Genomic DNA, 21,306 nt, shown 5'->3' with positions numbered 1-21,306 from the left:
ACTGTCGCCCGTGCGGCGCAGCGGTGCGGCCATCGTCGTCTGCGGCCCGGTGGCTGCACGTGCGTCGCTCACGGTGCGACTCCGATCGTGGAAAGCCCCGTCGTCTCGTGGAGTCCGAGGGCGATGTTCATGCTCTGCAGGGCGCCACCGGCGGTGCCCTTGGTGAGGTTGTCGATGGCGCTGATCGCGATGATGCGGCCCGCGGCCTCGTCGTACGCGACCTGCACCGCTACGGCGTTGGAACCGTAGACGGACGCCGTCGCGGGCCACTGCCCCTCGGGGAGCAGGTGGACGAACGGCTCGTCGGCGAAGGCCTTCTCGTACGCGGCGCGCACGGACTCGGCGGTGACGCCGGGCCTCGCCTTCGCGCTGCACGTGGCGAGGATGCCGCGCGGCATCGGTGCGAGGGTCGGTGTGAAGGACACGGTGACCGGCTCGCCCGCGACACCGCCGAGGTTCTGCATCATCTCGGGTGTGTGCCGGTGGCCGCCGCCGACGCCGTAGGGGGTCATCGACCCCATGACCTCGCTGCCCAGCAGGTGCGCCTTGGGCGCCTTGCCCGCGCCGGAGGTACCGGAGGCGGCGACGATCACGGCCTCGTTCTCGGCGAGGCCCGCCGCGTAGGCCGGGAACAGGGCCAGGGTGACGGCCGTGGGGTAGCAACCGGGCACCGCGATGCGCTTGGACCCCTCCAGCGCGGCGCGGGCACCCGGTAGTTCGGGGAGGCCGTAGGGCCAGGTGCCGGCGTGGGGCGAGCCGTAGAACTTCTCCCAGTCGGAGGCGTCCTTCAGCCGGAAGTCGGCGCCCATGTCGACCACGAGCACCTCCGGGCCGAGCTGCTCGGCCACGGCCGCGGACTGCCCGTGCGGGAGGGCGAGGAAGACCACGTCGTGGCCCGTCAGCACGTCGGCGGTGGTCTCCTGGAGCACCCGGTCGGCCAGCGGCAGCAGGTGCGGCTGCAGCGCGCCCAGGCGCTGGCCGGCGTTGGAGTTGCCGGTCAGTGCACCGATCTCGACCTCGGGGTGGGCGAGCAGCAGGCGCAGCACTTCGCCGCCCGCATAACCACTCGCTCCCGCCACCGCCACGCGTACCGCCATGGAACCCTCCTCTTGGATGGCATGACTATACGTTTCGATGCACGTTTATGCAATCTTGCCTCCGCGCACGCGCGAGGGTCGGCGCGAGCGGGCGCATAAGATCGCCGGCATGGCGTTGCGACCCGTTCAAGTGAACATCAAGGCTCTCGACGCCGGGGCGGTCGGACGGTTCTGGGCGGAGGCGCTCGGCTGGACCGCCTACAGCCCCGGCGTGACCACCTATGTCGGGCCCGCCGGGGGCCTGGTCTGGCCGCACCCGGTCACGCTAGGCGTCGACGTCGTTCCCGTCCCCGAAGGCAAGACGGCCACGAAGAACCGTACGCATCTCGATCTCGCCACCGCTTCCGAGGCGCATCGGGCGGAGCTGGTCGCGCGGCTCAGGGCTCTCGGCGCGACGCCCGTCGACGTGGGTCAGGGCGACGTCCCGTGGACCGTCCTCGCCGACCCCGAGGGCAACGAGTTCTGTGTGCTGGAGCCCCGGGAGATCTACCGGGACACCGGCCCGATCGCCGCGGTGGTCGTCGACTGCGCGGACCCCCGGGCCATGGCTCGGTTCTGGGGCGGCGCGACGGACTGGGCCGTGCATGAGGTGACCGACGACCAGGCCGTGCTGCGCTCCGCGCAAGGGGTCGGCCCCTACCTGGAGTTCCTCCGCACACCGGCCACAGCTCCCGTGCCGGACCGTGTCCATCTCGACCTGCTGCCGTACCCCGGTGACGACAAGGCGGCGGAGGTGGCCCGGCTGCGCGCCCTCGGCGCCACCGACCTCGACGTCGGTCAGGGCGAGGTCCCGTGGACGTGCCTGGCCGACCCGGAGGGCCACGAGTTCTGCGTTCTCGCGCTGTCCTGACGCCGGGCCGCGATCGCCCCGGACCCGTCACCCCGCCACCCCGGCACCCCGGCACCTCGCTGACGGGGCCCTCCCTCTCAGGAGGCCCGCCCGTCGGTCGCCCTCCTGGTCAGTTCCTCCATCACGGCGAGCGGCAGGGACGGGTTGGCGGCCGCGGCTTCCGCCACCGGGGCGGCGGAGTCGGAGAGCAGCTCGACGACCACCTCCGGCGGGAGTGCCGGGTGGCGGGCGGCGAGGGGCCGGAACCGTTCGTCCGCCAGGCACGGCAGGAGCGCGGGGGCCGTCGCCCGAGGGTGCCGGGCGATCTCGCGGAGCGCCTTCCGCACCGGCGGCCGGTGCCGGGCCACGCGCTCCAGGACGGCCGGGGTGGCGTCCGGATTGGCCGCCGTGCCGGTGAGGACCTGGACGCTGTGCAGGTCGACCATGGCGTGCAGCCGGGCCTCGGAGAGACCGGGGTGGGCGGCGACGGCCGCGACCACCTTGGCGTCGGGATCGTCGGCCAGCGCGTCACGGATACCGGCCGGCAGATCGCGCCGTCGCGCCAGGAGCGCGCGTACGGCGGCGTGCGGCGACCGGGCCAGCTCCTCGACCTCGGCGGTCGTGGCGGAGGCGATCCGCGGCAGCGGCGTGGCACCGATCCGGGTGGTGGCGGTCAGTTCCGCGAGGACGTCGAGCGGCACGCGCGGGTTGTGCGCGAGCGCGCGCCGCACGTCGGGCGAGCTGTCGCCGGCCAGCGCGCGGATCAGGGTGTCGTCGATCGCGGGGTTCGCGGCGAGGTCGGCGCGCGCACCGGGCGTGGGGTCCACGGCGAGCCGCGCGTACGCCTGCGGGGGCAGACCGGGGCGGGCGGCGAGCGCCCAGCGCAGCAGCATGGAGGGGTGGTCGGCGAAGCCCGCGACCGCGTCCGCCGGTGTGGCCGGGTTCTCCAGGGCCGCCTGCAGGATGTCCAGGGCGGTGGACTCGTGGGAGCCGTCGCAGGAGGCGCCCGGCCGCAGATCGCAGTCGGGCCGCGGGCAGTCCGGGCTGTGTACGAACGGCGGCTCCTCCCGGTCGCAGACCAGGCAGTGCCGGGCCGGAGGCAGCGCCTCGCCGCCGACGAGTGCGGCCAGCGCCTCCGGTGGCGTCGCCTCGTTGGCCGCCACCGCGCGGCGGACCTCGGCGTGCGGATGCCGGGCGAGCCGCGCGGCCACGTCCGGCTCGCCCCACAGGGCCAGCTCCACGACGACCCCGACGTCCGGGTCCGCGGCAAGGGTCTCCACCACATCCGGCGGCAGTCCCGGGCAGGCTGCCAGCCGCTCCCGGTGAGCGACGACCGGGGACGCGGCGAGGAGGCGGGCCCACGCGGGGTCGCCGACGCGTTCGTCCAGCAGGGCGAGGGCCACGCGTGGCTGTGCCGTGGGATCGACGTCGGCGGCGGTCAGCGCGCCCTCGTACGCCAGCAGCACACCGTTGGCCTCGTCCCGCGCAGCCAGCGTGATCGCCTGGGCCCGGCCCAGGTCGTCGCGGCGGGCGAGTTCGTCGTCGATGTCGGGGTCCGCGAGCGCGATCAGCCGGTCGACCAGCGCGACCGGCAGCGCCGGATTTCCGGCGAGCCCGCACAGGAGAGGATCCACAGGGGGCATCCTGCCCCGGGCCCCCACCGCACGGCTCCTGGTTTTACCGCCGCGCGGGCTGGTTCCTTCACCGCCGCGCGGCCTGGTTCCACTACCGCCGCGCGGCTTCCGGCATCACCGCCGCGCGGCTGTCGTGGTGCCTCGGCAGTCCACGTCCGCCCGCCGCGTCGCGACCTAGCGTCGGTCGTCCGCCTGGGCCGCTCGTTCGGCGTTGCGCTTCTTGATGCGGGCGCCCTCCTTGCGGACCTCGGCCTGGGTGGCGCGCTCCTTCTGCAGCCACTCGGGGCTGTCCTGCTTCAGCGCCTCGATCTGCTCGGTGGTGAGGGGCTCGGTGACTCCGCCGCGCGCCAGTCCCGCGATGGAGACGCCCAGCTTCTCGGCGACGACCGGGCGGGGGTGCGGGCCGTTGCGGCGCAGCTCCTCCAGCCAGGCCGGCGGGTTCGTCTGGAGCGCGCTCAGCTCGGCGCGCGAGACGACGCCCTCCTGGAACTCGGCGGGCGTGGCCTGGAGGTACACACCCAGCTTCTTCGCCGCGGTGGCGGGCTTCATGGTCTGGGTGGTCTGGTGCGACGTCATGGGGTCAAGGGTATCGAGCGCGTGCGCGACCGCCGACCACACCGCTGCGCGGCCCCCGACCACACCACTGCCCGCGCCGGGGACCCCGCTGCCCGGCGGCGAGGACCGGGCCCGTCGCCCCGCCCGTTAGCCTGGTCACGTGACAGGCTCGGAAGCATCCTCCTCGCTCCCTTCGTTCCGGCTCGCCTACGTCCCGGGGGTGACGCCCGCCAAGTGGGTGCGGATCTGGAACGAGCGGCTGCCCGACATCCCCCTGACCCTCCTCCAGGTGTCCGCCGCCGAGGCGTTCGGTGTGCTGCGGGACGGCGGGGCCGACGCCGGTTTCGTACGGCTGCCGGTGGACGACACCGACCTCAGCGCGATCCCCCTCTACACCGAGACCACGGTGGTCGTGGTCCCCAAGGACCACGTCGTCGCGGCGGTCGAGGAGGTGACCACCGAGGACCTGGCGGACGAGGTCGTGCTGCACCCCCTGGACGACACCCTCGACTGGGAACGCCCGCCGGGAGAGCCCGCGTTCGAGCGTCCCGCCACCACGGCGGACGCGATCGAGCTGGTGGCGGCCGGAATCGGACTGCTCGTCGTGCCCCAGTCGCTGGCCCGGCTCCACCACCGCAAGGACCTCACCTACCGGCCCGTCACGGACGCCCCCGAGTCCCGTGTCGCCCTGTCCTGGCCCCAGGACGCGACCACCGACATGGTCGAGGACTTCATCGGCATCGTCCGGGGCCGCACGGTGAACAGCTCGCGGGGCCGGGCGAAGCCCCCGGAGGAGAAGAAGCCACAGCAGAAGGCGCAACAGAAGCCCAAGCGCCCCGGCACCGGCAAGCCGACCGCCCGCACCGCCCGGGGCGGCTCGTCCGGCGGCAGGAACGCCAAGAGCGGCGGCAGGCCCGGAAAGCCCCGCCGCCGCTCCTGAGACGTCACCCCTGGGCAGGACCGGAGGCCCGTCCCAGGGGCGCGGGACGTGTCGATCTGCGAGTCCGCCGCGTGGGCGCGACCAGCCCTCACCCACGCCCCCGCACCCGGCCCGTCTCCGTGTCCACCGCGTCCGGCGCGGCCTGCGCGGCCGTGGCGGGGTCACGCGCGCCTTGGAGCGCACCTTCGCACCGCCGAGGTCGATCGCCACACGCGCGGCCACACCCTGCGCGTTGACGACCTTGAGGACCAGGTCGCCCGTCTTCGCGTCCCGCGTCGCGAACGGCCCGAACGGCCCGAACGGCTCGGCGAACGTGCCGTCGGCGTCCTGGAGGGTGACGGTCGGCGCCGTACGGCCGTCGGCGCGCGCCCATGTCGAGAAGTCGTACTTCTTGCCCCTCGACGTGGACGTAGGTGTTGTGGCCGGCGATGGTGACGGTAGAACCGGCGCCCGGGGAGAGGTAGTTGCGGTTTGCGCTCGTTGAGCCGGCCGACGTCGTTCACGACCTGCGCGGTGCCGTCCACGGCCGACGAGGTGAGGGGGTAGGCGCGGTAGTCGGCGGTCGCGGACTCGAAGGGCCGGCCGAGTCTCCACCGGGAGTCGAACGGCAAGATGGGAGGTGACCAAGACACCGTCAACGGGTCGCACGGCACCGAAAGTCTCGGAGAAGAAGGACGGATGAGCGGTTTCCTGCCAGTTCCCGATGGGCTGGCGTATCTCCGCGGAGAGTGGCGGGTCCTGCGGTCCGTGCGGGATCTGGCGAGCGGCGCGGAAGGGCAGTTCTCCGGGACGACCGTTTTCGGCCCGCTGGACGGCGGCGGTCTCCTGCACCGGGAGACCGGAACTTTCGTCTGGCAGGGCGTCCCGCGTCCCGCCGAACGCACGCTGCGCTTCCTGCCGGGGGCCGCGCCCGGCACGGCGGACGTCCGCTTCGCCGACGGCCGCCCCTTCCACGACCTGGATCTCACCACGGGCCACTGGCGCACGGACCACCCCTGCGCCGCCGACCTCTACCGGGGCGAGTTCGCGGTGTACGACGAGGACCACTGGCGGGCGACCTGGCGGGTGGGCGGCCCCGCGAAGGACCAGCTCCTGGTCACCGACTACACCCGGGACCCTCCGGCCTGAGCCCGTCCGCCCACTCGCTCACTCGCTCACTGCGCGGCGCCCAGCCGCAGGTTCCAGCGGCCCGCGTGGCCCGCGACCGTGACCGTCGACAGGGGACGGATGTCCATGTTCCAGTACGACGTCGGCGGGGCCTTCAGGGCGTAGACCAGGGCGGCACGCAGCACGGACGGCTCGGCCACCGCGACGACCCGGCCGTCCGCGCCCACCGGCCGGGTCTCGAGCCAGTCGCCGATGCGGGAGATGAAGCCGATCAGCGACTCCCCGCCGTGCGGGGTCGCGCGCGGGTCGGCGAGCCAGGCGTCCACGGCCGAGGGCTCCCGTGCCATGGCCTCGCCGAGCGTGAAGCCGCGCCACCGGCCCATGTCGCAGTCCCGCAGCGCGGGCTGGGCCAGCGGCGCGTAGCCGAGGGCGTCCCCGGTGGCCCGACTGCGGGGCGTCGGCGAGCAGTAGCGCAGCTCGGCCGCCGCCAGCGGCACCAGCTCATGGGCGGCGCGCTGCACCTCGTCCCAGCCGGCCTGGTCCAGCGGCCGGTCGTCCTCGAATCGCTCCGCGAGCAGCGAGGAGCAGCGCGCGGCGGCGACGAACGTGACCCGAAGATGCATGCGGCGATGGTGGAACGGGGTCCTGCGCAGGTCAAGAGGCGTTACTCAGGAGTTACCCGGGGTACTCCATGACGCACTCCGCGCACGCGGCACCACCACCCGAGGCCGCACTTGGCCCCGCACCCGACCCCTCAGTCGAACAGCAGCGCCATGTACTGCTCGGGCTTGGCGAGCGGCTCGAACCCGAGCTTGGCGTAGACGCCGTGCGCGTCGTGCGTGGCGAGCAGGAGGCGCCGCAGCCCGCAGGGCCGCAGGTGCTCGCGCACGGCCGCGACCAGCGCGGTGCCGAGCCCGTTCCCCCGCGCCGACGGGGCGACGTACACATCGCAGAGCCAGGCGAAGGTGGCCCCGTCGGTCACCACCCGCGCGTAGGCGACCTGATCCCCCGAACCCGCCTCGTACGCACCGAAGTTGAGGGATCCCCGGATCGCGCTCTCCTGCTTCTCGCGGGCGCGGCCGAGGGCCCAGTAGGCGTCGGTGGACAGCCAGCGGTGGACCCGTCCGACGTCGATGCGTCCGGGATCGTCGGAGATTTCGTAGCCCTTCGGGACGGCGGGCTTCAACTCGTCGTTCATGGCCGGACGTTCGCAGTCCGGGCACCCGCTGTCGAACCTTTTACGGCCTCCTCCAGCCGCCGCACCCCTTCCGCGATCTCGCCCGCGCCCGCGACCCCGGCGAAGCTCAACCGCAGGTGCCCGGCCGGGGGTTCGGCGCTGAAGTAGGGGCGGCCGGGGGTGACGGCGACGCCCGCCCGCAGGGCGGCGGCGACCAGGGCCGCCTCGTCCGTGCCGTCGGGCAGGCGCAGCCACAGATGGTAGCCGCCGGAGGGGATGTGGGGCAGGGCGAGTTCGGGCAGACGCGACCGCAGCGCGGACGTGAGGGCGTCCCGACGGAGCTTCAACTCCCTTGAAACGGAGCGGAGATGACGGGGCCAGGCGGGCGAGCCGACGAGTTCGAGTGCGGCCTCCTGAAGAGGGCGCGGCACGAAGAAGGTGTCGACGACCTGGATGGCGCGCAGCCGTTCCAGGACCGGGCCCCGTGCCGCCAGGGCCCCCACCCGGAAGCTGGGCGAGGTCGCCTTGGTCAGCGAGGAGACGTGCACGACGACGCCGTCGGGGTCGTCGGCGGCCAGTGGCCGCGGCAGGGGCCCGGCGTCCTCGTGCACGAGTCGGCGTACGAAGTCGTCCTCCACGACGAAGGCCCCCGCCTCGCGGGCGATCCGCAGCACCTCTGCCCTGCGGTCGGCCGACAGGGCGGCGCCGGTGGGGTTCTGGAAGAGCGGCTGGCAGACGAAGACCCGCGCCCCGGACGCCTTGAACGCGTCGGCGAGGAGAGCGGGTCTGACCCCGTCCGCGTCCACCGGCACCGGTACGGGGCGCAGCCCGGCCGCCCGGGCGATCGCCAACATGCCTGGGTAGGTGGGCGATTCGACGAGGACGGGCGCCCCGGGCGGCGCGAGGGCGCGCAGGGCTGTGGTGAGGGCGGACTGGCCGCCCGCCGCGACGATCACCTCGGCCGCGGTGATCGCCCCGCCGATGCTCCGCGCGAACCACTCACGCAGCTCCGGCACCCCCTCCACCGGCGGCCGCGCCCACACCCCGGGCCGCCGCCCGGCCCTGGACAGGGCGGCGGCCATCGCCTGCTCCGGCTGGAGGGACGGGTGCAGATAGCCGCCGTTGAACTCGATGACGCCGGGCGGAGGAGAGGCGAGCGAGACCAGGACCCCGGAGGCGTCCACCGTGCGGGGCGACGGCTCGGCGCTGCCGTCCGCGCTCAGCGCGACCTCCTGCCAGGAGGTGTCCCCCACCGGGGCTGTGCCGCTCTCGCGCGGGCTCGCCCGGAAAGCTCCCGCACCCGGCCGGGTCACCACGAGCCCCTCGGCGGCCAGTTGCGCCAGGGCCCGCGACACGGTCACCGGGCTCACCCGGAACCGCTCGACGAGGGCCCGGCTCGACGGCAGCTTTCCACCGACAGAGTAGCGGTCGAGCTCATTTCTGAGCTGTTCCGCCAGTTCCGCGACACTGCTACGCTCTTGCATGAGAGTAGAGAGTAGCGCTATCACCGGAACTTCAGTAGCGGTGGGCGGCCACCACGGCCCCACCGCGGCCACGCCCGGTCCACGTCCTCGCGCCGGCGGCACGCTCCAGGCCGCCCTCGGTGTCACCGCCTTCTCCCTCACCTTCCCCGCCACCGCCTGGGGCCTGGAGGGCTTCGGCCCCTGGTCCCTGGTCGGCGTGCGCAGCGTGCTGGCCGCCGTCATCGCGGGTGTCTGTCTGCTGGCCCTGCGGGTCCCCCTGCCGAGCCGTCGGCACTGGGCGGGGCTCGCGGTCGTGGCCGCCGGTGTCGTGCTGGGTTTCCCGATGCTGACCACGCTCGCGCTCCAGACCTCCACCACCGCGCACGCCGCGGTCGTGGTCGGGCTGCTTCCGCTGACGACCGCCCTGTTCTCGGCCCTGCGCATGGGCACCCGTCCCTCGCGCACGTTCTGGACCGCCGCCCTCGCCGGAGCCGCCGCGGTGCTCGCGTTCACCGTGACCCAGAGCGGCGGCGCCCTGACCATGGCCGACCTCTTTCTCTTCGGCGCCCTGCTGGTGTGCGCGGCCGGCTACACCGAGGGCGGCCGGCTGGCCCGGGTGATGCCGGGCTGGCAGGTCATCGGCTGGGCCCTGGTGCTCTGTCTGCCGCTGAGCGTGCCGGGCACGCTGCTGGCCCTGTCGTACGAGCCGGCCCGGCTGACCGTGCACAGCGTGGCCGGGCTGTTGTGGGTGGCGGCCGGGTCCCAGTTCCTGGGGCTGGTCGTCTGGTACCGGGGCATGGCGGCGATCGGCATACCGAAGGCCAGCCAGTTGCAGCTGGCGCAGCCGCTGCTCACACTGGTGTGGTCGGTGCTGCTCCTCGGCGAGCAGCTCACCCCGGCCGCGCCCCTGACGGCCGCCGCCGTGCTGGTCTGCATCGCGGTCACCCAGCGCTCGTCCGCCTGAGGAGCGCGGGAAACACGTGAGAGCCGTACGCACACCGGTCCATCCGGCGCCGCCCGCAATAGACTGCGGGCACGGACAGCCACTCCCGTGCAGAACGAGGAGGCCCCCGATGCGAGCAGTTGTAGGCGACACCCTGCTGGTGCACGGCAGGACCGTCGGGCATCACGACCGGACCGCTCAGGTCCTCGAGGTGCTCGGTCAGGACGGCAATCCGCCCTACCGGGTCAGGTTCGACGACGACGGGCACGAGGCGCTGATGTCCCCCGGCCCGGACACGGTCGTCCGCCACCCCGGGGACCCCAGGTAACCGTCCTTCCCGGCGCCCTCGGACCCAGTAGCGCGATCCCTCCCCCGGGTTCCGTCAGCGCGGTGGTTCCGCCGGCCGCTGGTAGTGGTCGGCGACCACGCGGGCCATCGCGCCGATCTTGTCGAGGCCGACCTCCTTGGCCGAGAAGAAGACGTGTCCGCGCGCCTCGGGGAAGTCGCGGGCCAGGGTGAGGTGCGCCGACAGCTCGGCCGGGTCCTGCCAGGCCGCGGGCTGCGCAGGGTCGCCCGCCTTGTAGAGGGCTTCCCCGATGTACAGCCGCGTCCCGCTGCCCCGGGCGGTCTCCGCCCACCAGGGCAGCAGCTTGGCGTAGTCGGCGGCGGCGAAGCCGATGTTCCAGTACAGCTGCGGGACGATGTAGTCGATCCAGTTCTCCCGGACCCACTTCCGGGTGTCCGCGTGCAGGTCGTCGTAGGTCTGCACGCCCGCCCGGGTGTCCGAGCCCGACGCGTCGGTCTCGGCGTTGCGCCACACGCCGAAGGGGCTGATCCCGAACTGGGTGCCGGGCCGGATCGTCTTGATCTGGGCCGCCGTCTCCCGCACCAGCAGGTCGATGTTGGCGCGCCGCCAGGCGGCCCGGTTGGGGAAGCTCGCGCCGTACCGGTCGTAGGCCGCGTCGTCGTCGAAGACCTGTCCGGCCACCGGGTACGGGTAGAAGTAGTCGTCGAAGTGCACGGCGTCCACGGCGTACCTGCGGACGGCGTCGAGCATGGCCTTCTCCACGAAGGCGCGGACGGCCGGGATGCCGGGGTTGTAGTAGAGCTTGCCGCCGTAGGGGACGACCCAGTCGGGGTGCTGCCGGGCCGGGTGCGAGGCGACGAGCCGGCTCGGGTCGGTGTGGACCGCGACCCGGTACGGGTTGAACCAGGCGTGCAGTTCGAGCCCCCGGGCGTGCGCCTCCTCGACGGCCGTGCCCAGCGGGTCCCACCCGGGGTCCTTGCCCTGGGTGCCGGTGAGGTACTGCGACCAGGGCTCGTGCGGTGAGGGCCAGAGGGCGTCGGCGCTGGGGCGGACCTGGAAGATCACCGCGTTGAGGCGGCGGTCCACGGCCGTGTCGAGGTGGGCGAGGAGTTCGGCGCGCTGTTCGGCGGCGGTCAGACCGGCCTTCGAGGGCCAGTCCCGGTTGAGGACGGAGGCCAGCCACATACCGCGCAGTTCGCCCTCGCCCGCCCTGCGGCGGGGGCTCGGGTCGCCGCCGGCGATGGCGGTGCCCGCCGCCACTCCGCCGGCCGCCACGAGGGTCGCCGCCGCGGTCGCCCAGAAGGCCCGCCGTGACATCCGTGGCTTGCGATGCATCCTCGTACCTCCGCGTACCGCGTCCCGCGTGTCCGCCCCGTCGCGGACCGTTCCCGCACCAAGCCTTCCATGTGACACCCGGAATACTGATCAGTAGGCGTCGCGGGTAACGTGCAGGTTTGGCGCAGGCTCCCACCAGGGGTATCTGCCAGGCACGAAAACCAGTGAAAGGGACGATGTGACGGACATCCCGGCGGGAGACATTGCACGCGTCGGAGTCGTGGGCTGCGGCCAGATGGGAGCGGGCATCGCCGAGGTGTGCGCCCGCGCCGGACTGGACGTCAAGGTCGCCGAGACCACCGGCGAAGCCCTGGAGATCGGCCGTACCCGGCTGTTCAACTCCCTGTCCAAGGCCGCCGAGCGCGGCAAGATCACCGAGGCGGAGCGGGACGGGACCCAGGCGCGCCTGAGCTTCACCACCGATCTCGGCGAGTTCGCCGACCGTGACCTCGTCATCGAGGCGGTCGTGGAGAACGAGCAGGTGAAGACGGAGATCTTCCAGGTGCTCGACCAGGTGGTGACCCGCCCGGACGCGATCCTCGCCTCCAACACCTCCTCGATCCCGCTGGTGAAGCTCGCGGTCGCCACGTCGCGGCCCGACCACGTCATCGGCATCCACTTCTTCAACCCGGCCCCGGTGCAGAAGCTCGTCGAGCTGATCCCGGCGCTGACCACCTCCGAGGGCACGCTCAGCCGGGCGCAGCTGTTCGCCGAGAAGGTGCTCGGCAAGCACGCCGTGCGGGCCCAGGACCGTTCGGGCTTCGTCGTCAACGCGCTGCTGGTGCCGTACCTGCTCTCCGCGATCCGGATGTTCGAGTCGGGCATCGCGGGCCGCGAGGACATCGACAACGGCATGGAGCTGGGCTGCGCCCACCCGATGGGCCCGCTGAAGCTCTCCGACCTGATCGGCCTGGACACCATCGTCTCCATCGCCAACAGCATGTACGAGGAGTACAAGGAGCCGCTGTACGCCGCTCCCCCGCTGCTCCAGCGCATGGTGGACGCGGGGCGGCTGGGCCGCAAGACGGGGTCGGGCTTCTACGCCTACGCCTGATCCCCCGGCCGTCCGACTACGCACGGTCAGTTCCTTTCACGCGCGGGCCCGGCACCGGAGACGGTGCCGGGCCCGTCGTATTCACACACCGTGTGCGCGGCGGACCCGCATATGCCGCTCGCACACTCTCCCCACCCGTCCACCAGGCGAGTTGACTTCACGTGCGCATGCAAGGGATGAGGACGACTACAGAAAGGAGCGGACTCGTGGCCATCGACCCCGAGCATCCCGTGCTCCATGGCGAACTCGCAGAGTTACGCCGCCGTCTGGACGTGGCGCACGCGCGCGTCGAAGGCGGGCACACCCTGCTGAGCCATCGCGCCGAGCAGACCGCAAAGGAACTGGACGATCTGAGCGCACGGGTCGTCAGCCTGGAGCACGCCCGCTGGCCGCTGCCCGCGGTGGCGGCCCTCACCGCCCTGGGCGCCCTGGTGGTGTCCATCTGGCAGGCGCTGGGCCGGTGAGGGCCCCTCGGGCGGGACGCGACGGGGGAGTCAGGGCTGGGCGTCCTGTCCGAGTCGCAGGTGGTGCAGCAGGAGCAGGGCGGCCGCCATGTTGGCGGCCGGGACCTCGCCGCGGGCGACCATGTCGGGGACGAGCTTGAGGGGGACCCATTCCCGACGGTCCGACTCGAAGTCGTCCACGGGGTGACCGACGTACGCGCCCTCGTCGGCCCAGTAGATGTGGTGCCGGGCGTCGGCGAGCCCGTTGGAGGGCTCGACGCTCATCAGGTGGTGCAGGGGTCCCGGCCGCCATCCGGTCTCCTCCTCCAGTTCACGGGCCGCCGCCTCGGCGATGGCTTCGCCGTCCTCGACGACGCCCGCCGCGAGCTCCCAGCCCCAGCTGTCGGTGATGAAGCGGTGCCGCCACAGGAGCAGCACCTCGTTCGACTCGTTGACCACGGTGGCCACGGCGACAGGCCGCAGCCGTATCAGGAAGTGGTCGAGGTGCCGCCCGTCCGGCAGCGCCACATCTGCGAGATTGACGCTGAACCAGCGGTTCGAGTACACAGTTTGTTCGCTCTGTTTCGTCCACTGCACGGTTCTGCCACCTTCCGCCGAGTAAGTGGCAATATCGCAGCAGGAGCTTGGTGACAGCAGGCGCACAACCGGTGCACGGCCGCGCCCCGGGACGGCGTCAGAGCGGTACGCGCAGTGCCCCGTCGATGAGTTCGGCGGCCTCGGAGGTCCCCGCGCAGCCGCTGCGCACGAGGTGCTCGCGGACCGCCCGCAGTCTGTCACGCAGGCGCATGGACTCCATTCCGCGCGCCCGCTCGGCCATTTCGACGGCGGTGGCCGCCGCCTTGTCCGCGTTGCCCTGCCGCAGTTCGATCTGGCTGAACATAGCGAGCCGGTGCACCCGCCCCCGGTCGTGCGCCGGGGTGTCGACGGCCGCCCTGGCGTGCTCCGCCGCGGCCGTCAGGTCACCGAGACTGAGCAGTGCCTCCGCCACCTGTACGTTCACCAGGCCGGGTTGGACATAGCCGGTCTCATCGGGTTCGCGTCCGCGCCGGATGCGCTCGGCGGCCTGCTCCGCCCGCCGGATGCAGGACAGCGCGCTCGTTCCGTCGCCCAGGTGCGCGTACGCCTTCGCCTGCATCGCGTACAGATCGGAGGCGAGCGCCGGGGTGATGTCCGTGCCGGCCGTGCGCAGCGCCGCCTCGGCGAAGGCGACGGCCTGCCGGTACTCCCGCATGAACAGCGACTGGTTGACCAGGAGCGCGATCACATACGCCCCCAGGCCCCGGTCCCCACTGGCCTTGGCCAGCCGCAGCGCCTGGTGGAAGTAGCGCTGGGCCAGGCCATGGGCGTCGGAGTCGTACGCGCAGATCCCGGCGATCGCGACCAACCCCCCGGTGGCCCGGTGCAGTTGGCGGCCGGTGGCGTCGGTGTAGCTGCCCCGCAGCAGCGGCGCGGCCTCGGCGTTGAGGAACCCGACGATCCTGGTGCGGGTGGCGACACCCCCGGCCTTGCGGTACATCTGCTCGTAGTGCGCGCGGGCGGCGCGCAGCATCTCGATGTCGGCCATGCTGACCTGATGCCGTCCCCCGCGGGAGACGTCGACGTCCTCCGGCGGGTTCTCCCACTCCCAGACGGGCATCACGGCGGGGGTCCCGGTGACGGCGGGGGCGCCCAGGACATGGGGGCGCTGCTGTTCGTCGGAGCGCCACAGGGCGGTGGCGCGCTCCACGAAACCGGAGAGCCCGGCGCCGTGCGGCGAGGCGGCCTCGCCCGGCACACCGAGCCCGATGTCGTCGAGGGTGACGGTCCTGCGCAGCCGTCCGGCGAGCACCTCACAGATCAGGTCGGGCACCTGTCCTCGCGGCCGCTGCCCCTTCAACCACCGTGCCACGGCGGTGTGTTCGTATCTCAGCGCCAGCCCCCGGGCCCGCCCCGCCTGGTTGACGTGGGCGGCGAGACCGGCGTGGGAGATACCGGCCTCGTCGAGGATCGCGTCGAGCAGGGTGTTGGGCTGCATGGAGGCCCTCCGGTGGCTCGGTGCCGGCGCATCGCAGCGTAGCGCCTCCCTCTTCACACGGGGTGTGAAGGGAACGCCCGAATTCGGGCTGTGTGCGCGCTGTCGCAGAGAGTTTCGGACAGGTTGACTGGGATCCCTCGCCAAGAGGCCGGCCGGGCCGCCGGCTCCCCCTCGTACAGTGCGGTGGCCCTGCCGGGCGGAACAGGGGCGACTATGGGGTGGGGGCGACCGGTGGGTTGTCGGGTGCGGGTGCGTCGTGGCTGATCGCGCCCCGCGGCGGAGCCGCAGATTTACACAGCCCCGCGCCCCTGAAGACGAGCGGGCGTTCGTTGCGGAGGAGCAGTATCGCGATGTCGTCCTTGGGCCTTCCCGCTGTGTGCCGGAGAAGCTGGGTGAAGACGGCTCGGAGCACCGCGTGGGGCGAGACGGGTCGGCCGCGTACGGCTTCCCTCAGCGTGGCCGCCAAGGGAAAGAAACGGCCCCGGCCGTCCCTCGCGTCCTCCACTCCGTCCGTGTGCAGGAACAGGGCCTCGCCCGGGAGGAGTTGTCCGCAGGGCGTGACCGGGAGCTCGGCGGGCAGCGGGAAGAGGCCGAGCGGGGGCAGGGGGTCGGCGCGGGTGACGGGCGACGCGCGGCCGACGCTGAGCAGATAGGGCCAGGGGTGGCCGCAGTTGAGGGCGCGGAGTTCGCCGTCCGGGGTGATCTCCAGCAGGAGGACGGTGACGAATTCCTCCATGGCCTCGGTGCGGGCGCGGTCCCGCAGATGGCGGGCGAGGGCACGGTCGAGGCGGGCGAGGACGCCGGCGAGTTCGGCCTCGTCGTGGACGGCCTCGCGGAAGCAGCCGAGGACGGCGGCGACGGTTCCGACGGCGGCGAGGCCGTGGCCGCGTACGTCGCCCATCACGACCCGTACGCCGTGCTCGGTGGCGATCACCTCGTACAGATCGCCACCGACGGTCGCGCCCCGGTCGGCGGAGAGCTGGGCGGCGGCGGTGGCGAGCCCGTCGATCCGTGCGGGCAGCGGCCGGAGCAGCACGCCGCGCGCGACGCCCGCGACGGCCCGCGCCTGCCGCACTTCGCGCAGCATCAGCCGCCTGACGTGCAGCATCATCCCGGTGCCGGCCGCGAGGAACACGGCACCGCCGACGATCCCGGCGCCGAGCCGACTGGACAGGCGGCGCCCTCGGGGCCACGCCCGACGAGGAACCCCAGCCCTGTTGCGAATCATGCCGTTGGCCCCCCATCAGGCCCGGACAGCGTGTACGGCCCAGAGAGGCCGGTCCGATTCTGTCGACCAGGTGCCCTGTTCGGGTAGATCACCCGAGATTGTCACCCGAATGAGTGAGGTGACCGCTGGGGGGTCCGAGGGGGGTGCTGGCGCCCTCACAAGGAGCGTGGGGAACTGCGCGACAAGCCGCGAACGAACCGCAGCCGCCGTACAACCGCAGTCCCCCACCCCTCAGGCGCCCTAGCTACGCAGCACGGCCCCCGTACGCTCGCCCGCGAGGGCGACCGCCGCGTCCCGGGCCGCCGACGCCTCGTCCACGGTCAGCGTGCGATCCGCGGCCCGGAAGCGCAGCGCGTACGCCAGCGACTTCCGCCCGTCGCCCAGCTGCTCCGCGTTCTCGTACACGTCGAACAGCCGGATGCCCTCCAGGAGTTCACCCGCGCCCTCACGCAGCGCGGCCTCCACGTCGGCGTGCGGCACGAACGCGTCGACGACGAGAGCGACGTCCTGCGTGGCGACCGGGAACGTGGAGATGCTCGGCGCCTGCGGGATGCTGTCCCCCACCCGCTCCAGGGCGTCCAGGTCGATCTCCATCGCGGCGGTCCGGGCCGGCAGCCCGAGCGCCTTCAGGACGCGCGGGTGCAGCTCACCCGCGTGGCCGACGACGCGCTCGGTGCCGTCGGCGACGACCACGAACTCGGCGCAGCGGCCGGGGTGCCAGGGACCGTACTGGCCCTTGCGGACGACCAGTTCGGCACCGGCCTCGCGGGCGACCGTGCGGCCCGCCTCGACGGTGTCGGCCCAGTCGGCCGGGCGGCCCTTGCCCCACCAGCCGGCCTGCTCACGGGCCCCGGCGACGACGACGGCGACGTGGCGCGGCTGCTCGGGCAGCGCGGCGTTCAGCGTCGCGATCTCCTCGTCGGTGGGCCGGCGGTCGACCGGCAGCGCGACGGCGACCCGCTGCTCCTCACGGGGGAGGAAGACCAGGCCGGTCTCGAACAGGGCGAGGTCGTGCGTGCCCCGGCCGTCGTTGCGCCGCAGCGCGCCCAGCAGACCCGGCAGCAGCGAGGTGCGCAGCGCGGGCTCCTCGTCGTTGAGCGGGTTGGTGAGCCTGACGACGCGGCGGGCCGGGTCGTCCGCCTCCAGGCCGAGCTGGTCGAAGACCTGCTCGCCGATGAAGGGGTAGTTCGGCGCCTCGACGTATCCGGCACCGGCCAGCGCCCGCCCGACCCGGCGGTGCAGTCGCTGGCGCTGGGTGAGGCCGCGCCCCGCGGGGGGCTTGGGCAGCGTGGAGGGCAGGTTCTCGTAGCCCTCCAGCCGGATGACCTCTTCGGCGAGGTCGTTCGGGTCGGTGAGGTCGGGCCGCCAGGACGGCACGGTGACGATCAGGTCGTCCTGCCCGTAGACGTCGCAGCCGACCTCCTGGAGGCGGCGTACGACGGTCTCGCGGCCGTACTCGACGCCCGCGACCCGGTCCGGGTGGTCGGCCGGGATCGTGATCGTGCGGGGCGCGGACGGGGCGATCACCTCGGTGACGCCCGCGTCGGCGGTGCCGCCCGCGAGGAGCACGAGCAGGTCGACGGTGCGCTGGGCGGCGGCGGCCGCGGCCAGCGGGTCGACGCCGCGCTCGAAGCGGCGGGACGCCTCCGACGACAGCTTGTGCCGGCGGGCCGTGCGCGCGATGGCGACCTGGTCGAAGTGGGCGGCCTCGATGACGACGTCCGTGGAGGCGTTCCCGCCGTTCTCGGTGGCGTCGTGGTCGGCGATCTCGGTGTTGGCGCCGCCCATGACCCCGGCGAGGCCGATGGGGCCGCGCTCGTCGGTGATCACCAGGTCCTCGGCGTGCAGCTTCCGCGTGACGCCGTCGAGGGTGACGATCTTCTCGCCCTCCTCGGCCCGGCGGACGCCGATGGTGCCCTGGACGAGGGCCCGGTCGTAGGCGTGCAGCGGCTGGCCCAGCTCCATCATCACGTAGTTGGTGATGTCGACGGCGAGGGAGATCGGGCGCATGCCGACCTTCTGCAGCCGGCGCTTGAGCCAGATCGGTGAGCGCGCCTCGGGGTCGAGCCCGGTGACGGTGCGGGCGGTGAAGCGGTCGCAGCCGAGCGGGTCGGAGACCTGGACGGGGTGCCCGAACGCGTTCGGGCCGGGTACGTCGAGGAGGGCCGGGTCGCGCAGCGGCAGACCGTAGGCGATGGCGGTCTCGCGGGCGACACCGCGGATCGACAGGCAGTAGCCGCGGTCGGGCGTGACGGCGATGTCGAGGACCTCGTCGACCAGCTCCAGGAGCTCGATCGCGTCCTTGCCGACCTCGGTCTCCGGCGGCAGCACGATGATGCCCTTGGTGCCGTCGTCGCCCATGCCCAGCTCGTCGCTGGAGCAGATCATGCCGTGGGAGTTGCGGCCGTAGGTCTTGCGGGCGGAGATGGCGAAGCCGCCGGGCAGTTCGGCGCCCGGGAGGACCACGACGACCTTGTCGCCGACGGCGAAGTTGCGGGCGCCGCAGACGATCTCCTGGGGCTCGCCGGTGCCGTTGGCGGTGCCGACGTCGACGGTGCAGAAGCGGATGGGCTTCTTGAACTCCGTCAGCTCCTCGATGGTCAGCACCTGACCGACGACGAGGGGGCCCTTCAGGCCGTCGCCGAGCTGCTCGACGGTCTCGACCTCCAGGCCGGCCGAGATGAGCTTGGCCTGGACGTCACGACCGGTCTCGGTGGCCGGCAGGTCGACGTACTCCCGCAGCCAGGAAAGCGGGACCCGCATCAGATCTCCATCCCGAACGGCCGGGTGAACCGGACGTCACCCTCGACCATGTCTCGCATGTCTTCGACGTTGTGGCGGAACATCAGCATCCGCTCGATGCCGAACCCGAAGGCGAATCCGCTGTACTTCTCGGGGTCGACGCCGCAGGCGGTGAGGACCCGGGGGTTGACCATCCCGCAGCCGCCCAGCTCGATCCAGCCCTCGCTGGAGCAGGTGCGGCAGGGGCGGTCGGGGTTGCCGACGGAGGTGCCCTTGCAGACGTAGCAGAGCATGTCCATCTCGGCGGACGGCTCGGTGAACGGGAAGAAGTTCGGCCGCAGCCGGGTCTTCATACCCTCGCCGAACAGCGACTGGACCATGTGGTCGAGGGTGCCCTTGAGGTCGGCCATGGTCAGGCCCTCGTCGACGGCGAGCAGCTCGACCTGGTGGAAGACCGGGGTGTGCGTGGCGTCCAGCTCGTCCGTGCGGTACACGCGGCCGGGACAGATCACGTACACCGGCAGCTCACGGTCGAGCAGGGAGCGGATCTGCACGGGCGAGGTGTGGGTGCGCAGCACGACGCCGGACTCGGTGCCGCCCTCGGGGCCCTGCACGAAGAAGGTGTCGGCCTCGCCCCGGGCCGGGTGGTCCGGGCCGATGTTGAGCGCGTCGAAGTTGAACCACTCGGCCTCGACCTGCGGGCCCTCGGCGACCTCGTAGCCCATGGCCACGAAGATGTCCTCGATGCGCTCCGACAGCGTGGTGAGCGGGTGGCGGGCGCCTGCGGGGATGCGGTCGTACGGCAGCGTGACGTCCACTGCCTCCTCGACCAGCACCCGGGCGTCGCGCTCGGCCTCCAGCTCGTTCTGGCGGGCGGCGAGGCCCTTGTTCACCGCGCCCCGGGCCTGGCCGACGAGCTTGCCCGCGGCGGCCTTGGCCTGCGGGGGCAGCGCGCCGATCTCGCGGTTGGCGAGGGCCAGCGGGGAGGTGCCCCCGGTGTGGGCGACCTTGGCCTCCTGGAGCGCGTCGAGGGAGTCCGCGGCGGCGAAGGCGGCGAGCGCCTCGTCCCGCATGCGCTCGATCTCTTCCGGTTTCAAGGCCTCGACCTCTACAGGGTCGTACGACTTATTCGGTGCCGACATCTCTTCCCGTGCTTCCGATTGGCTGGCGGATGGTCCCCGTACCGACTCGTGGACAGATCGTCACGGTTTTTGGGACACAAAGGTGCCAAAGGCCGAGTCTAACGGGGTGGAGGTGTACGAACGCGCCCGTGGTGCTCAGGCCAGACAGGCCGGCGTCGCCACGGGCAACGTAAATCGGAACTCGGCGCCGCCGCCGGGGGCACGTCCGACGGTGATGGTGCCGCCGTGGGCTTCGACGATGCCCTTGACGATGTACAGCCCGAGACCGGTACCACCGCGCTTGCTGCCCCGCCAGAAGCGGGTGAAGACGCGGTTCATGGACTCCTCCGGAATGCCACTGCCCTCGTCGCTCACCGTGACCGACGTGGCGGTGTCCTCACCCTCCCGGGGGGACTCCGTGGCCGTGACGTCAATCGTGACGGTTCCCTCGCCGTGCCGCACCGCATTTTCCAGCAGGTTGCTCAGCACCTGGTCGATCTTGTCGGGGTCGGCCCACAGAGCGGGCAGCGGCTGCTCGATCCGCAGCAGGAACCGGTCGGCGGGCTGTCCGGCGGCGACATAGGCCTGGATGTGCCGCCCGACGGCCGCGCCCATGTCGACGGGCTGCCGTCGCACCTCCAGCCGCCCGGAATCGATGCGCGAGATGTCGAGCAGTTCCGCGATGAGCCGGGTGACCCGGTTGGCGTCGGCGTCGACGGTCTCCAGCATCAGCTTCTTCTGGTCGTCCGTGAACCGCTCCCACTTGGCGAGCAGCGTCGCGGTGAACCCCTTGACCGACGTCAGGGGTGAGCGCAGTTCGTGGGCCACGGTGGCGATCAGTTCGGCGTGGCTGCGTTCGGTACGGCGCCGGGCCTCGGTGTCGCGCAGGCAGACGACGACGCGGCGGACGGGGCCGGTGGGTTCGCTGCGGATGTAGCGGGCCGATACGAGGATCTCGCGCGCCCCGGGCAGCAGCAGGTTCCGCTCGGGCTGTCCGACGCGGATGGCGAGGCCCCCGTACGGGTCGGTCAGCTGCCACCAGCGGCGGCCTTCGAGGTCTTCTAAGGGAAGGGCCCATTCGAGGGGGCGGCCGAGGGCCTCGGCGGCGGGGGTGGCGGTGATCCGGACGGCGGCGGCGTTGAAGCAGATCACGCGGCCGTTCTCGTCGGCCACGACCAGTCCGTCGGGGAGGTCGTCGGGGTCGATGCCCAGTTCGGCGAGATCGCCCTGCCGGGCCGCGGATGTGGCGCGCACGTCCCGTGCCGCCGGTGTGCCGCTGGTGCCGACCCTCATCCC

General features: G+C 72.7%; 20 protein-coding genes and 1 pseudogene. 7 read left to right on the top strand and 14 right to left on the bottom strand.

The window, feature by feature from the left end; all coding sequences use genetic code 11:
• Nucleotides 1-68: 68 nt before the first annotated feature.
• Nucleotides 69-1,097 (bottom strand): N-acetyl-gamma-glutamyl-phosphate reductase, encoded by a 1,029-nt coding sequence (gene argC / locus ACZ9QC_RS34515; RefSeq protein WP_472916681.1) that lies wholly within the window; start codon nt 1,095-1,097, stop codon nt 69-71.
• A gap of 109 nt (nt 1,098-1,206) precedes the next feature.
• Here argC and ACZ9QC_RS34510 point away from each other — a divergent pair, with 109 nt between their 5' ends.
• A complete protein-coding gene (locus tag ACZ9QC_RS34510; protein ID WP_472916680.1) occupies nt 1,207-1,947 on the top strand; it encodes a VOC family protein in 741 nt (246 codons plus the stop codon).
• A gap of 77 nt (nt 1,948-2,024) precedes the next feature.
• Here the strand turns inward: ACZ9QC_RS34510 and ACZ9QC_RS34505 are convergent, their stop codons facing one another.
• Together ACZ9QC_RS34505 and ACZ9QC_RS34500 are read right to left on the bottom strand one after the other, a co-directional pair.
• Nucleotides 2,025-3,560 carry a hypothetical protein gene (locus tag ACZ9QC_RS34505; RefSeq protein ID WP_472916679.1) on the bottom strand — a complete coding sequence of 512 codons (1,536 nt, stop codon included), beginning with the start codon at nt 3,558-3,560 and terminating at the stop codon, nt 2,025-2,027.
• A gap of 174 nt (nt 3,561-3,734) precedes the next feature.
• Entirely contained in the window at nt 3,735-4,136 is a 402-nt protein-coding gene (locus ACZ9QC_RS34500) for a DUF5997 family protein (protein WP_215450903.1), read from the bottom strand.
• A gap of 139 nt (nt 4,137-4,275) precedes the next feature.
• Between ACZ9QC_RS34500 and ACZ9QC_RS34495 the strand changes: the two genes are divergently transcribed.
• Nucleotides 4,276-5,055 (top strand): LysR family transcriptional regulator substrate-binding protein, encoded by a 780-nt coding sequence (locus ACZ9QC_RS34495; RefSeq protein ID WP_472916678.1) that lies wholly within the window; start codon nt 4,276-4,278, stop codon nt 5,053-5,055.
• A 306-nt stretch (nt 5,056-5,361) separates the two neighbouring features.
• Here the strand turns inward: ACZ9QC_RS34495 and ACZ9QC_RS34490 are convergent.
• A pseudogene (locus ACZ9QC_RS34490) lies at nt 5,362-5,636 on the bottom strand (carbohydrate binding domain-containing protein); the annotation flags it as partial.
• A gap of 97 nt (nt 5,637-5,733) precedes the next feature.
• Between ACZ9QC_RS34490 and ACZ9QC_RS34485 the strand changes: the two are divergent.
• The gene (locus ACZ9QC_RS34485) at nt 5,734-6,183 is read left to right on the top strand and encodes a DUF6314 family protein (RefSeq protein WP_472916677.1); all 450 of its coding nucleotides are present in this window, start codon (nt 5,734-5,736) and stop codon (nt 6,181-6,183) included.
• Between the two features lie 26 nt (nt 6,184-6,209).
• On the opposite strand, the gene ACZ9QC_RS34480 is transcribed toward ACZ9QC_RS34485, so the two are convergent.
• From ACZ9QC_RS34480 to ACZ9QC_RS34470, 3 genes are all read right to left on the bottom strand, one after another.
• On the bottom strand, nt 6,210-6,785 hold the full coding sequence (locus ACZ9QC_RS34480; protein WP_472916676.1) for a histidine phosphatase family protein: 576 nt from the start codon (nt 6,783-6,785) through the stop codon (nt 6,210-6,212).
• A gap of 131 nt (nt 6,786-6,916) precedes the next feature.
• Nucleotides 6,917-7,360 carry a GNAT family N-acetyltransferase gene (locus ACZ9QC_RS34475; RefSeq protein ID WP_472916675.1) on the bottom strand — a complete coding sequence of 148 codons (444 nt, stop codon included), beginning with the start codon at nt 7,358-7,360 and terminating at the stop codon, nt 6,917-6,919.
• Nucleotides 7,357-8,823, bottom strand: coding sequence for an aminotransferase-like domain-containing protein (locus ACZ9QC_RS34470; protein ID WP_472916674.1), 1,467 nt, complete (start codon nt 8,821-8,823; stop codon nt 7,357-7,359). The genes ACZ9QC_RS34475 and ACZ9QC_RS34470 overlap by 4 nt, the downstream gene beginning before the upstream one ends.
• On the opposite strand from ACZ9QC_RS34470, the gene ACZ9QC_RS34465 reads away from it, so the two are divergent.
• Nucleotides 8,822-9,766, top strand: coding sequence for a DMT family transporter (locus ACZ9QC_RS34465; RefSeq protein WP_472916673.1), 945 nt, complete (start codon nt 8,822-8,824; stop codon nt 9,764-9,766). The two genes, ACZ9QC_RS34470 and ACZ9QC_RS34465, sit on opposite strands and share 2 nt — an antisense overlap.
• Nucleotides 9,767-9,875: 109 nt before the next feature.
• Nucleotides 9,876-10,073, top strand: a complete 198-nt coding sequence (locus ACZ9QC_RS34460; protein ID WP_472916672.1) for a DUF1918 domain-containing protein — start codon at nt 9,876-9,878, stop codon at nt 10,071-10,073.
• Nucleotides 10,074-10,127: 54 nt separating this feature from the next.
• Here the strand turns inward: ACZ9QC_RS34460 and ACZ9QC_RS34455 are convergent, their stop codons facing one another.
• Nucleotides 10,128-11,387 carry a glycoside hydrolase family 10-like protein gene (locus ACZ9QC_RS34455; protein ID WP_472916671.1) on the bottom strand — a complete coding sequence of 420 codons (1,260 nt, stop codon included), beginning with the start codon at nt 11,385-11,387 and terminating at the stop codon, nt 10,128-10,130.
• Between the two features lie 178 nt (nt 11,388-11,565).
• On the opposite strand from ACZ9QC_RS34455, the gene ACZ9QC_RS34450 reads away from it, so the two are divergent.
• Both ACZ9QC_RS34450 and ACZ9QC_RS34445 read left to right on the top strand, forming a co-directional pair.
• The gene (locus ACZ9QC_RS34450; protein ID WP_472916670.1) at nt 11,566-12,441 is read left to right on the top strand and encodes a 3-hydroxybutyryl-CoA dehydrogenase; all 876 of its coding nucleotides are present in this window, start codon (nt 11,566-11,568) and stop codon (nt 12,439-12,441) included.
• 206 nt (nt 12,442-12,647) lie between these two features.
• Nucleotides 12,648-12,905, top strand: coding sequence for a hypothetical protein (locus tag ACZ9QC_RS34445; protein WP_184896212.1), 258 nt, complete (start codon nt 12,648-12,650; stop codon nt 12,903-12,905).
• Nucleotides 12,906-12,935: 30 nt separating this feature from the next.
• Here ACZ9QC_RS34445 and ACZ9QC_RS34440 read toward each other — a convergent pair whose 3' ends face one another.
• The 6 genes from ACZ9QC_RS34440 to ACZ9QC_RS34415 all read right to left on the bottom strand — a co-directional run bounded on the left by ACZ9QC_RS34440 (nt 12,936) and on the right by ACZ9QC_RS34415 (nt 21,303).
• The gene (locus tag ACZ9QC_RS34440; protein WP_467294589.1) at nt 12,936-13,481 is read right to left on the bottom strand and encodes an NUDIX domain-containing protein; all 546 of its coding nucleotides are present in this window, start codon (nt 13,479-13,481) and stop codon (nt 12,936-12,938) included.
• 97 nt (nt 13,482-13,578) lie between these two features.
• Nucleotides 13,579-14,919: a transcriptional regulator gene (locus tag ACZ9QC_RS34435; RefSeq protein ID WP_472916669.1), complete on the bottom strand. Its 1,341-nt coding sequence runs from the start codon at nt 14,917-14,919 to the stop codon at nt 13,579-13,581.
• A 211-nt stretch (nt 14,920-15,130) separates the two neighbouring features.
• On the bottom strand, nt 15,131-16,054 hold the full coding sequence (locus ACZ9QC_RS34430) for a PP2C family protein-serine/threonine phosphatase (RefSeq protein WP_472916668.1): 924 nt from the start codon (nt 16,052-16,054) through the stop codon (nt 15,131-15,133).
• 333 nt (nt 16,055-16,387) lie between these two features.
• Nucleotides 16,388-18,910 (bottom strand): phenylalanine--tRNA ligase subunit beta, encoded by a 2,523-nt coding sequence (gene pheT / locus ACZ9QC_RS34425; protein ID WP_472916667.1) that lies wholly within the window; start codon nt 18,908-18,910, stop codon nt 16,388-16,390.
• Nucleotides 18,910-20,031, bottom strand: a complete 1,122-nt coding sequence (pheS, locus tag ACZ9QC_RS34420) for a phenylalanine--tRNA ligase subunit alpha (RefSeq protein WP_472916666.1) — start codon at nt 20,029-20,031, stop codon at nt 18,910-18,912. Before pheS ends, pheT begins: the two co-directional genes overlap by 1 nt.
• Before the next feature lie 135 nt (nt 20,032-20,166).
• Nucleotides 20,167-21,303, bottom strand: coding sequence for a sensor histidine kinase (locus tag ACZ9QC_RS34415; protein ID WP_472916665.1), 1,137 nt, complete (start codon nt 21,301-21,303; stop codon nt 20,167-20,169).
• Between the last annotated feature and the right edge of the window lie 3 nt (nt 21,304-21,306).

The sequence above is a fragment of the Streptomyces sp. HUAS MS02 genome, assembly GCF_055702265.1.
Note: the sequence above shows the minus strand (reverse complement) of the source record. Positions and strands in the feature narration are given on the sequence as shown.